This is a genomic window from Anaerosacchariphilus polymeriproducens (assembly GCF_003363435.1).
GTDB lineage: Bacteria > Bacillota > Clostridia > Lachnospirales > Lachnospiraceae > Anaerosacchariphilus > Anaerosacchariphilus polymeriproducens.
The window spans coordinates 64846-76828 of sequence record NZ_QRCT01000020.1; the positions used below are offsets into that span (position 1 = coordinate 64846).

The window sequence follows — 11983 nt, forward strand, 5'->3', positions numbered from 1 at the left end:
TCACCTCGATTCTATTTAAATACGTTCCAGATTAATTCCTTCTATTCCTTTTATTAATGATAAATCCTCCATTAACTCATCAATTTTGATCCGTCCGGCAGATTGAAAAAATTGTATATAAAAGGTTACCCTTACCCGACTCTCTCCTTCTTCTTTAGCTGAAATATTTTCAAATTTGCCTTCTGTTTCAGAAACTTTTTGATTAAATGTATTCAATACTCTAGTTACATTTTTACAGACCAGTTCTACACGATACCTTGGATATCTTCCTTTTATAATCCGCTTTCTTAAAATCCGGAATAAGACAAGTATTACAATCACAGAGGAAACCCCTATAACAGCCAGATTGTAGTAACCTGCTCCAACTGCAATTCCCAGACAGGCTGCAGTCCAAATTCCGGCCGCTGTCGTCAGGCCACGGACTGTGACACCTTCTTTCATAATTGTACCGGCGCCTAAAAAACCAACTCCATTAATCACTTGTGCTGCAAGACGATTAGGATCAACCGTTACACTTCCTGCAAAATTATAAGCAGTAAAATAACCAACCATTGTAACCATTGCCGCTCCCAGCGTTACCAGGATATGTGTCCGGAAACCGGCCGGCTGTTTTGACATTTCTCTTTCCCAGCCAATCAAAGCACCAATTATTACTGCAATAACAAGCCGTATTAACAATTCCTTGAACATGTCATCACCCTTTCATTCTAATACAATACATGCAGTTAGTTCCAAATGAAACAAACTGCATGTTTTTATAATTTATTTATCCTCTATCTTGTTTATTTTCTAATTTATTATCTTCGATTGTTATAATTTTATAATTCCTAGTACGAATCAATTCCGCAAATTCAAATGTATCCTTAGGTAAAAATGAACTTTGAATTCCTGTTAGTCCTTCATCTCCTTCACGATGACAGTCAGATCCTGCTGTCATTGCCAGATTATTACGTTTCCCATATTCATAAGCCAAGTCATTAAGACTGTTATGTCTGGGATTTGCATTTAATACTTCTACTCCATCTAAATAAATTGGATCTATCGGCACACATTTTTTCCGAAAAGGATGAGCCTGCACGATTACTGCACCTTTCTCTCTTGCCAGCTTCGAAAATTCAACGATTCCCATATCCATAATTTCTTTTGGATTCGCAAGCAGCTCTTTATCAAAACCATATAATAAATAATCATTTTCATTCTGAGAAAATCGCAGTTCCATACCCATATATACTACTATTCCTGCTTTTTTCCCTTCTTCTTTCATTCGATAATATCCATCTAGAAAATAATCCACTTTACTTCCCGGCGATTGGATGTCTATACTTTTGTATTTAATTGTAGCAGCATTATAATGATCGGTCACTGCAATGGCATCATATCCCTTCTCTTTATAAGAATGAATCAATGAATCATAAGTTAGCCTTCCACATTTACTTGTGTGTTTTGTATGAAGGTGCGTTTCTATTTTATACATACTCCTTTTCCCTCTTTCTTAGATGCGTGTTTTTCCTTTTATATTTTACACCTAACCGTAATTGCATTATGATCAGAGAGCTCTTGACCATCAAACTGTTTGTACCTTTCTCCACCTTCCAATTTTAAATGATCAAATACTGTATCAACTACTTTAGGATCCCAACATTGAAGCCCTTTTTGAAAGAACCAATCCAAATTTAAAACAACCTTGCTTCCATCCTGCATAGGTTTCCTACGCGTTATTTTTTTCATAATATTACAGTCCTCATAAGAATATCCATAATTTAAGGCTGTCTTCATTAAAGGTTCCACTGCTGTTATCATTCCTAAGCAATGTTGCTGTTCTTGTTCCTTTCCTCGAAGATATTCAAAAGGTCCTTTAGAATCACCATCGACCATATTGGTATTCATATCTCCACCAATTAATACAGGCACGTTTCCTAATTTCTTTTCAAGTTCATCTAATAAGAATCTTAACTGCCTTTCTCTTCCTTGGGGAGTTGCCCGGTTTTCTAAATGTACACTGCATAACCCCATTCGTTTCCCATCCAATTCGATCTCAGCTGCAACTGCAACCCGAACACCTATCCGGCAATCCTCTTCTTTATAGAACCATTCATATTCAATTGGCAGATGTATCAGAAATGCATTATATAATGGGTATTTTGATAAAATCGCGTTTCCATGCATTCCTAATTCATTTTGATTTTTCCCTGCATTTTCTGTTATAAATTCTACACCATAAGCATAATTCATATTTAAAACTTTTGCAAGTTCGCGGGTCGTATGTAAATTTAAAGAGCGCTTCATTCCATAATCTAACTCATTCGCCAGTATAATGTCTGCATTTTTAAGTTCCATATGTTTTAATAAGTAAGGGATTATTCTATCTAATCTGTTTCCTGTCTCCATGTTAAATACAACTGCTGAAAACTCATTTCTGGTACAGGAAGAAAAAGAATTATCTACATCAGGTCTTAGAATTTCTGGAAGATTTTTTTTCAGAATTTCCATATGAGTCATCTTCTTTTTTCTCATATCTTCAACTGATTTATAAACTTTATCTACATTATAATAAATCATAGCCTCACTCTCTTTCTTCCTATCTTTTTTCTAATTCCTCCATGACCGTTACTACTTCTGTAATGTCACTTATAATAAAATCTGGCTGTATTGCTTTTTCAACCTCAGCATCTTTTCTTTGAGTCAAAAAAGATTTGATTTGTATTGATGCTCCAAAGTTTGCATTTTTCGCACCAGTAATGTCTCGTGATCTGGTATCTCCAACATAGACACATTCTTCCGGTTTTGCCTGCATCTGATTAAGTGCTATATTAAAAATTTCTTTATTTGGTTTGCGATATCCTGTTATACTTGATAATGTTACATCCTTAAAATAATCTCTGATTCCATAATCTTCTAAAACATCAAATACCTGATAAAGGCTTGCAGTATTGCTGATAATACCTAATTTGTAGCCTTTGTTCTTTAACTTTTCCAAAGTCTCTATCACACCATCACGCAGCTTGCGTTCAAAATAAGTTACTTCCCACATATGAGCCAGTTCTTCTGAAATTTCTGCTATTTTTTCTTTATTTAGATCCAGCTTTTTCATGACCCAGTTAGGCCATATTTCTTCAGGCTTTAATTCTATTTGATTGGCCTCACTAAAAATTCGGTACTCTTCCTTTCCTTCTTTTACCTTACTCCAAAATTCTTCTTTTGTTCCATTTACCTGAATCCCATATTTCTCTAATAGCTTCAGCATGTTATCTGTAACTTTTATCATCGATTCTGAGGAATATGATATATTCTCTAACGTACCTCCCATATCAAATAAAACTGTAGTAAACATGCTATCACCCTCTTCCGTTTATTTTTTTCATTATTTCAACAACTTCAAATATATCAGTAATTTCATAATCACTTCTAACCGTATCTTTCAATAATTCATCCATCTTATAAGACTCTTTTGGCAATAGTTGAATGGAAGCACCCAGTTTGGCATTCTTGGCTCCCAAAATATCCTTCGAGATCCGATCACCAACAAAAACACATTCTTCTGGTTTCGATTTCACCTGATGCATGGCTATCTTATAAATTTCCGGATGAGGTTTGCGATACCCTGTTATACTAGATAATGTCACATCTTCAAAATACTCCCTGATTCCATAATTTTCTAAACTTTTGAACACTTGATATAAACTTGCAGTATTACTAATTATGCTCAACTTATAACCTTCCTGTTTTAAACACCTAAGCATTTCTTTCGCACCTTTTCGCAGCCTGCGTTCAAAATAAGTCACTTCCCACATATGAGCTAATTCTTCAGCTATTTCATAAATAATGTTTGTTTCAATATTTAAGTTTTTAAAAATCCAATCTGACCAAATTTGTTCCGGTTTCAACTCTCTTTTGCATTCTTGGCTATAAGTTTTATACTTTACTCTCCCGTCTATTACCTTATTCCAAAATTGTTCTTTCGGATCTTTTATCGAAACACCTTTCTCTGCCAGCTTTTCATATATATGAGAGATTACATTTTCTGCTGTCTTTTGATTGGATTCAAGTTCTTCTAACGTCCCTCCCATATCAAACATTACTGTATTTATCATATTCTCTGCCTCTTTTCTTTTAAAAACCAGCCTTTGTAAAGTCCAACAGAAAGGATACCTCCCGCTAACATAGGGGCCCAAATATAGGAAACTGCTATATACAAGAATGAATTTCTGCCTGATGGCCCGATTTGATTCCATACACCTACAATCAATACTGCACAAATTATAAATAACCAGATATATGCCGCTAAAAATACTCGCTTGTCTTTCATTAGGAAAAAACAGGTAGAGCAAATAACGCTTCCAACAAGGCCACATATTCCGGATTCTAACAAAGTACATATCGTTGCCGGAAGGAATCTACTTAAAATATGATCTAATCCAGGCATTAAAAGTCCATAAGTCAAACCGTAGATTGCAAAAAAAGCAATACTGAAACAAAAACTATTTAATAGTAATGTACTTTTGACTCTTCCATCTTTCATAAATAAGTTAATCATAGCCGTCTATCCTTTCTGTTTGAACTTCATTTATTTCTGTAATGATATCCAGAAATCTTCCACATTCACATATGCATTATAAACTTCATCTGCTTTGTATCTAACATAATTTATATCTGTTAAAGGTGTGTTCCCTTCTAATGTTTCAACATCTTTTCTTAATGCCCATCCGCCTAAAGTATTAAATGGTTCAAAACCTTTTCCTTTTCCGTCCTTTTCTCCCATAAGCCAGCGTACGAAAAGCTTTGCTGCCGATTCATGCTCACTTTTATCCACTGTGTATAAGTAATTGATCTGTAGGTTTCCTATAAATGGTTTAATGTTTTCAATGGTATTCATTACATACCCATCTGATTCTACTTTTCTCATCTTGGATGATGCAGCAAGTCCAATTGGTGCACTATCCTGCCCCTTAGTACCTACAGCTTCACAAATTTCGTCACTAGAAGCAGCATATATCAAATCGTTGTTACAGAAACGATACATAAATTCTTCTGCAGCATTTTTACATCCTTTACTAAGTACCAGATCTTCACCAAATTCTTCTTTATAGGAAGCTTCTAACTCATCACTTGCGAGCCATAAATTTGTGAATAATGCCATATAAGTAGAGTCATCCTGTGGATTTCTTGTTATCAGCTTTCCTCTCCACTCTTCTCTGGTCAAATCCCACCAACTATCAATCGGTGCTTTATCATAAACTTCCGTATTGTAATACCAGAAATACATTTCTGTATATAATGGCATCCCTGTTTCTAGATAAGAACTATCTATGTTTTCACAAATATCTTTCGGATAATAAATCTTAAGAATATTATTTTTGACATATTCATTCCAAACACTGCCATCTTCATCTTTTAAATGTGCTACATCACAAGTATGAATATCTGCTTTATATTCACGTGAAATTTTCTCCAGAACCTCGTTTTGTTTTAAGTCATATACCTCAACTTTTATTTCAGGATATTTCTCCATAAAACTTTCGGCTGCTTTAGGCATACGGCTTGAAATGGAGTATACATTTAATTTTCCGCCTTCTTTAATCGCTTGTTGATAAAGAGTTTCCGCATCTTCATCTGACATTTCCTGCTTGATTGAATCATTAGACGAATCTGATGTTTTTGTATTCTTGTCTTTTCCACCACAACCCGCTAAAGAAGTTACTAACATAAATATCAAACCCATAGCTACAATGTTTTTCTTTAACATAACTTTTCCTCCTATCCAAAATCATTTGCTTACGTGGCTGCTATACTGAATATTTAATCAACTTCTTACTTTCTTGGTCAAATACATTGACTTTGTTGGGATCAATATACAGCCAAACTTTTTCATTTTCCTTATAATTTGCAATTCCTATTTCCTTTGCTAAAAAGGTAACACCTCCTGCCTTTAATGTAATTAATGTTTCTGATCCTGCCGGCTGGCTTGTATAAACTTTTGCGGCAAAACACCCTTCCTCCTGTTTTCTTTTTATCTCTATCTGCTCAGGCCTTAATCCAATGACACAAGGAAATTCTTTGTTTTCTCCTCCTTCTTTTTTCAACATACTACTATCAAATACAAACTCACCGAATGAAGAGGTAACAATAAATTTTGATTCTTTTACTCTTCCGGTACATTCAGCAAAATTAATTCTTGGGTTACCAATAAAATCTGCAACTCGTAAATCAGCCGGATTATTATAAATTCCAAGTGGTGTATCAACCTGAGTCAAGACTCCTTCAAAGAAAATTGCAATTTTGGTAGACATCGTTAACGCTTCTATTTGGTCATGTGTAACATAAACAATCGTGGTACCCATTTCATGATGAAGCCGCTTCAGTTCCGTACGCATATCCACCCTCAGCTTTGCATCCAAATTTGAAAGAGGTTCATCCAAAAGTAGTAACTTCGGTGCAGATACAATTGCTCTTGCTATCGCAACACGCTGCTGTTGACCACCTGACAACTCTGCCGGATAGCGTTCTTTAAATTGTAAAATCTGCATACGTTCCAGTGCATTTTCAACCATGCGTTTCATTTCTTCTTTTGGAATTTTTTTAATCGTTAATCCAAACGCAACATTCTCAAACACTGTCATATGCGGCCACAATGCGTAACTTTGGAATACCAGGTTTAAACCTCTCTTACTGGGAGCTTCATAATGTGCCTCATCACAATTTACAATTTCTTTCTCATCCATGTAAATATAGCCATTTTGTGGTTTTTCCAAACCGGAAAGAACTCTAAGTGTTGTTGTCTTACCACATCCTGAAGGTCCAAGGAGTGTCATAAAATCTCCGTCTTCAATTTCAAGATTTAAATTTTTCAAAACATGATTACTTCCATAAAATTTGTCTATATTTTTCAATACAATTTTTCCCATCTTACTTCCTCCCTTTCTAATTCATCGCTTCTCTCATCTTGCTACATACTGCTGCTGATATCTGCACCACTTACTTTATTTGTTATGAGATATATCACCAATACAATTGAAAACATAATAACTGCAACCACGTCTGACATCTGATTATTATTATTATTAGAGTATTGAAACGCCATATAAGGCAGGGTCGCAAGTTTAGGAGTTATAATCAAAATAATCAAATCCAGTTCTTTCATAATACTGATAAAAATCAGCATCAAACCTGAAATAAATCCGCCTTTCGAAAGAGGAAGGACCACTTTTAGCATCCTTTTCATAAAAGATGCTCCTTCAATATTCGCTGCTTCTTCAAGCTCCGTTCCAATCTGGATCATATTACTCGTTCCGGCTCTGCTGGCAAAAGGAATGTGTTTAACAACACTGACAACTACCATTAAAGCCATGCTTCCATATAATGCGGGCACAATTCCATGCCTTGTAGAAAACATCGATAAGTAAATTGCACTAAATGCGATTGATGGTATCAGATAAGGAATAAATACTAATTGTTCAATTAACTTTCCAGATACTTTTTTCCGCCCTCTTGAACTTATATATCCCAATATTTGACCTATAATAGTTGCAATTACAGAAGTTACTACAACTAAAATCATAGTGTTTTTCACGTTTGTCCAGAATCTCGCATTTCTTAATACTCCCGCTTCTCCTTCCGCGATTGCAGGGTCAGAAGCTCCTATCCAATAATGGAGTGTGAAATTGGATAAAGAATAATCCCCTGTCTTTTTTAGAAATGTTTCTAAAAATAGAATTGCTATCGGCATAATTACTGCTAATCCAATAAATGCGGTTATTAATGCTGTAAATAAACCTCTCCACTTTCCAAGACGAAGCGGTGTAGAACGTCCACCCTTTCCGCCGATTGTCTCGTAAGATTTTCTTGTTCCAATGATCTTTTGATTTATGTACACTGTCATAGCCGCTATCGTGATTAAAATAATACTAATAGCAAAACCTAAACTTGTATTCTGCTGTTTAATATTAGAATAAAGCATAGTTGAAATTGTATAATAATTAATTTTCATTCCCAAGAATGCAGGAACCCCAAATGTTCCTATCGATTTTGAAAAAGTTAAAATAACAGAAGAAAGTATTGCAGGCATTACTAATGGTAATGTAATTTTCCTAAGAATCGTAGCTTTACCTGCCCCCTGTATCTCTCCCATTTCTTCTAACTCACTATTGATTGATCGTAACGCTGAAGAGGTAAGCAAGTAGGAATAGGCATAGTAGTGAACCGTTAATACACAAATAATAGCAAATGGTCCGTATGCCAGCCAATCCGGAGTATTAATTCCTATTCCACTAAGAAATCCAGCGGATCCTCCAACACGTTCATTTCGAAATACTGTCAGCCAAGCCATTGACTTACACCAGGATGGAATCATATAAGGAATAATTACTGCAAATGAAAAGAACTTTTTAAATGGAAGATCTGTCCTTACCATAAACCACGCAAGTCCTGAACCCAGTGTAATACTAAAAACCGATACACAGACACCAATCAATAGTGAATTCAATAGTGGCTTATATAATGTAGACATGCTGAACTCACTTGCCAATAATCGCTGCCAGTAATATAAAGTAAAATCTCCTACCTGTGAACCGGGAATGCGTCTTAATTCGCCCTGTGCTACCTGAAATGTAGAAGTTATCATACTTATTAACGGTACAATAATTAAATAAGTAAGAAATACCAATGAAATAAAAACAATTATGTTATATGGATTCGTAAATACATCTTTCAAAATATTCTTTATCCTTTTGGATTTAGAATAACTCCTCTGTTGATTTTCAATCATACAACCGCCCCTTTCCTATTAATTTAATTAATAATATAATTAGCAATAAAATTTATTTATATACTTTTGTACATCTTCTTCATCTCCACAATATGGTCCCGGAGTTTCCATTTTTAAAGATACCAGAGCTGCTGCAAACAAAAGAGAATCTTTAATATTATGCTGTAATCTTCTTGTGATATATCCTGCAAAACAAGTATCTCCTCGACCTGTTCTCCCTGCTAAACTACGTGCCTTGATTGGACATTTATATATTTCATTCCCATCATAAATTAAAACTTCCGTATTATGAGTAATCATAACTTCTTTTGCTCCCCATGCATACAGCTGCTTTGCAGCCTCTTCACGGTCCTTTTTTCCTGTTAATATTTCAGCTTCTGCTTCATCTGTCTTTAAGAACTCTATATATGGAAGATACTTTTCTTTTTGTTGCCAATCACAAAATCTTAATTCTCCATCTGCTTCTGCTTTTCGTAATAAACACTGTACATCAACTGCAATTTTCCCTCTACTATGTACTTCTTTTATGATTTCATCATCAAAATCACCAACTGTTAAACCTGCAAAGTGATATATCGAACTATCTACATAAGGTATTTCCTGTAAATTAATTTTGTCACATTGCGATAATAATTGACATTCTCTTTTCTCTTTGTCCTGCGTGAAGTATTGATTTCTTATTGAGGTGGTTGCTTTTGATGGTTTCCAATATACATCCGCATTGCAGTTTTCAAAAGCCTTGTATATGTCAGCATCTTTTACATTCAGTTTTGTAAATACTGCGGTCCGACTTCCGGTATTCGCTGCCGCATATCCGGATTGTATAACGGCTCCCCCCACTAATGTCGTCTGTTGCATATTACAATCAATCATAATATCAATCGAACATGGCCCGACAATTAGTGTATCATACGATTTTCGTTTCATTACTCTTCCTCCTTGTTTTTTTACGTTACATTTCCGTCCTTGTTTGCGTACACTTTCAAACTTGTTTTCGTAATTATATTTTACTTTTATTGTGCATAAATGTCAATATATTAATACTTTTCTTTATATCTTTGTTAGTTATGCACTATTTTTCGTGTTTTATTACGTTTATTACGCTATATCTTTTTGCATTTTAACTAATTGCTCTGTTTTGTAACGTTATGTTATAATGTAAATGTAACTTTATTTACTTCAACATTTGGAGGTGTATTTATGAACTATGACGTTATGATGATTGGACCAATTGCACACGATCACAATATCGATTATCAAGGAGATGAAGTTTTCGAATTAGGAGGAGCTGTTTACTTTTCTGCTGCTGCTGCAAACGCTGCCAATGCAAAAGTCTATGCTGCTATTAAAATGGCAAAGCAAGACGAGTCTATCTTGGAAACTTTCCAATTACCTGGAAGTTCTATTTCTATATTGCCCTCATCTGTCACTACTTTAATGAGAAACCAATATTTCACTGCAGACAGAGAAAAAAGACGTGCAACCTCTCTTGCCCAGTCTGATCAGATTCTTTTTGAAGAAATACCTAAAGTAAATACTACACTTTATCATTTAGCAGGTTTACTTTATCACGATTTTTCTAATGACATAATTGTGAAACTTGCTGAAAAAGGGCTTGTTTCTGCTGATATTCAAGGCTTTTTACGTCATAGGAACCCTCTAAATGGAGAAATGTATTTTGAGGACTGGGAAGACAAAAAAAAGTATTTTAAATATTTTAACTTTTTAAAAACAGATGCGGCAGAAGCCGAGATTTTAACCGGGACCTCTGATCGCAAAGAAGCTGCTGCCATTATGTATCACTGGGGCGCAAAAGAAATTATGATATCTTATAATAAAGAAATATTAGTTTTTGACGGCTCTGATTTTTATACCTGCCCAATCAAGGCAAGAAATCTATCCGGGCGTACCGGGCGCGGTGACACTACTTTTGGAGCTTATATTGCAAAAAGGGTCAATGGAAACAGCATCAAAGAATCTCTTCTATTTTCAACTGCCATGGTATCTCTAAAAATGGAGACACCAGGAGCCTTCAAAGGCACAAGTAGAGACGTAGAGAATTACATAAAAGATTTTTATTCAGAATTTTAATATAATAGTAATTTATATAAAAATTAAATATTTTTTTCTTGTGTATTTCTGATTACAGCGTTATAGTAACATTATAACGTTACTATAACGTAATTTTTTACTAACATGGAGGTGATTCATATGAAATCAAAAAATATCAAAGATATCGCAAAACTTGCAGGGGTATCCTATGCATCCGTATCACGGGCTCTTAATAATAAACCTGGAATCAGTGAGGAGACCAGAAAACGCATTTTTCAAATATGTAAGCAAGAAGGTTATCGCATCAATACTACTCTTAAAAATTCATCAGAAAACCAAAATCGTATGATTGGCCTTATCATTCCTGACATAAAAAATCCATTTTACTCTGAACTAGCTGCAAATATTGACAAATACAGCCATCAACATGGTTTTACTATTCTATTATGCAGCAGTTCCAGTAACGATCAAAAAATCGAAGACTTATGCAAAATGCTTATTACCTCCAATGTATCAGGAATCATTATTGCAACATCACATGATTCTTCTTACCCACACTTTAACTATTCACCATGCCCAATCGTATATATAGGAGATAATGACGGAACGGCTCAAGGTAATTTTGTCAGTACTGACAACTATTATGGAGGATACCAAGGATTAAGATATTTATATCAACTTGGACATAAGGAAATTATATATTTTGGATGGCACGAAAACAGTATTGCTCATTTAAACCGACTTCATGGCTATCAGGCTGCTGCCGCTGACTGCAATATAAGTGAACGCCGTTTTGATAGTACTTTTCCATACAGTTCCATTGAAAATGGATACCTGCTTGCCAAAAAACTTTTTAATACAGAAGAAAACTTTACAGCAATTTTCGCAGCTTCTGATACGTTGGCTTTAGGTGTCATGCAGGCCGCCGAAGAATGTGGTCTTCATATACCGAATGATTTTTCCCTATTAGGTTTTGATAATATTAGTTATTCAAATCTACCGAAGATCAATCTAACTACGATTGAACAGCAAAAAAAGAATATTGCTGAAACAGCAGTCGATTTGATCATGAAAAATAGTAAGAATCAAGAAGAACCCAAAAATCATACCCATCAGACCTTCCGTCCGGAATTAATAGAACGTTTTTCTTGCCGAATACTTACTTAATAC

Annotated in this window: 12 protein-coding genes; 2 read left to right on the forward strand and 10 right to left on the reverse strand. The window is 34.8% G+C overall.

Annotated features, from left to right (window positions below):
• Window positions 1-15: 15 nt before the first annotated feature.
• The 10 genes from DWV06_RS08645 to DWV06_RS08685 form a co-directional block, all read right to left on the reverse strand.
• On the reverse strand, window positions 16-690 hold the full coding sequence (locus DWV06_RS08645; RefSeq protein WP_115481786.1) for an MgtC/SapB family protein: 675 nt from the start codon (window positions 688-690) through the stop codon (window positions 16-18).
• Window positions 691-766: 76 nt separating this feature from the next.
• Window positions 767-1474: a PHP domain-containing protein gene (locus DWV06_RS08650; protein ID WP_115481787.1), complete on the reverse strand. Its 708-nt coding sequence runs from the start codon at window positions 1472-1474 to the stop codon at window positions 767-769.
• A gap of 38 nt (window positions 1475-1512) precedes the next feature.
• Window positions 1513-2559, reverse strand: coding sequence for an endonuclease/exonuclease/phosphatase family protein (locus tag DWV06_RS08655; RefSeq protein WP_115481788.1), 1047 nt, complete (start codon window positions 2557-2559; stop codon window positions 1513-1515).
• A 19-nt stretch (window positions 2560-2578) separates the two neighbouring features.
• The gene (locus tag DWV06_RS08660; protein ID WP_115481789.1) at window positions 2579-3331 is read right to left on the reverse strand and encodes an HAD family hydrolase; all 753 of its coding nucleotides are present in this window, start codon (window positions 3329-3331) and stop codon (window positions 2579-2581) included.
• Between the two features lie 4 nt (window positions 3332-3335).
• On the reverse strand, window positions 3336-4091 hold the full coding sequence (locus tag DWV06_RS08665; RefSeq protein WP_162300610.1) for an HAD family hydrolase: 756 nt from the start codon (window positions 4089-4091) through the stop codon (window positions 3336-3338).
• Window positions 4088-4534 carry a hypothetical protein gene (locus DWV06_RS18535; protein ID WP_162300611.1) on the reverse strand — a complete coding sequence of 149 codons (447 nt, stop codon included), beginning with the start codon at window positions 4532-4534 and terminating at the stop codon, window positions 4088-4090. The genes DWV06_RS08665 and DWV06_RS18535 overlap by 4 nt, the downstream gene beginning before the upstream one ends.
• A gap of 30 nt (window positions 4535-4564) precedes the next feature.
• The gene (locus DWV06_RS08670; protein ID WP_115481791.1) at window positions 4565-5743 is read right to left on the reverse strand and encodes an ABC transporter substrate-binding protein; all 1179 of its coding nucleotides are present in this window, start codon (window positions 5741-5743) and stop codon (window positions 4565-4567) included.
• A gap of 40 nt (window positions 5744-5783) precedes the next feature.
• A complete protein-coding gene (locus tag DWV06_RS08675; protein ID WP_115481792.1) occupies window positions 5784-6902 on the reverse strand; it encodes an ABC transporter ATP-binding protein in 1119 nt (372 codons plus the stop codon).
• Window positions 6903-6943: 41 nt separating this feature from the next.
• Complete coding sequence (locus DWV06_RS08680) at window positions 6944-8761, reverse strand: ABC transporter permease (RefSeq protein WP_115481793.1); 1818 nt, start codon at window positions 8759-8761, stop codon at window positions 6944-6946.
• Window positions 8762-8800: 39 nt separating this feature from the next.
• Window positions 8801-9688, reverse strand: a complete 888-nt coding sequence (locus DWV06_RS08685) for a PfkB family carbohydrate kinase (RefSeq protein ID WP_115481794.1) — start codon at window positions 9686-9688, stop codon at window positions 8801-8803.
• 273 nt (window positions 9689-9961) lie between these two features.
• On the opposite strand from DWV06_RS08685, the gene DWV06_RS08690 reads away from it, so the two are divergent.
• Both DWV06_RS08690 and DWV06_RS08695 read left to right on the forward strand, forming a co-directional pair.
• Window positions 9962-10852 (forward strand): PfkB family carbohydrate kinase, encoded by an 891-nt coding sequence (locus tag DWV06_RS08690; RefSeq protein WP_115481795.1) that lies wholly within the window; start codon window positions 9962-9964, stop codon window positions 10850-10852.
• A gap of 120 nt (window positions 10853-10972) precedes the next feature.
• On the forward strand, window positions 10973-11980 hold the full coding sequence (locus tag DWV06_RS08695; protein ID WP_162300612.1) for a LacI family DNA-binding transcriptional regulator: 1008 nt from the start codon (window positions 10973-10975) through the stop codon (window positions 11978-11980).
• Window positions 11981-11983 lie beyond the last annotated feature (3 nt).

Bases quoted from the DNA above. Each gene is read 5' to 3' on its own strand.
- DWV06_RS08645 (WP_115481786.1), bottom strand. From the start codon at position 690: ATGTTCAAGGAATTGTTAATACGGCTTGTTATTGCAGTAATAATTGGT.
- DWV06_RS08650 (WP_115481787.1), bottom strand. From the start codon at position 1,474: ATGTATAAAATAGAAACGCACCTTCATACAAAACACACAAGTAAATGT.
- DWV06_RS08655 (WP_115481788.1), bottom strand. From the start codon at position 2,559: ATGATTTATTATAATGTAGATAAAGTTTATAAATCAGTTGAAGATATG.
- DWV06_RS08660 (WP_115481789.1), bottom strand. From the start codon at position 3,331: ATGTTTACTACAGTTTTATTTGATATGGGAGGTACGTTAGAGAATATA.
- DWV06_RS08665 (WP_162300610.1), bottom strand. From the start codon at position 4,091: ATGATAAATACAGTAATGTTTGATATGGGAGGGACGTTAGAAGAACTT.
- DWV06_RS18535 (WP_162300611.1), bottom strand. From the start codon at position 4,534: ATGATTAACTTATTTATGAAAGATGGAAGAGTCAAAAGTACATTACTA.
- DWV06_RS08670 (WP_115481791.1), bottom strand. From the start codon at position 5,743: ATGTTAAAGAAAAACATTGTAGCTATGGGTTTGATATTTATGTTAGTA.
- DWV06_RS08675 (WP_115481792.1), bottom strand. From the start codon at position 6,902: ATGGGAAAAATTGTATTGAAAAATATAGACAAATTTTATGGAAGTAAT.
- DWV06_RS08680 (WP_115481793.1), bottom strand. From the start codon at position 8,761: ATGATTGAAAATCAACAGAGGAGTTATTCTAAATCCAAAAGGATAAAG.
- DWV06_RS08685 (WP_115481794.1), bottom strand. From the start codon at position 9,688: ATGAAACGAAAATCGTATGATACACTAATTGTCGGGCCATGTTCGATT.
- DWV06_RS08690 (WP_115481795.1), top strand. From the start codon at position 9,962: ATGAACTATGACGTTATGATGATTGGACCAATTGCACACGATCACAAT.
- DWV06_RS08695 (WP_162300612.1), top strand. From the start codon at position 10,973: ATGAAATCAAAAAATATCAAAGATATCGCAAAACTTGCAGGGGTATCC.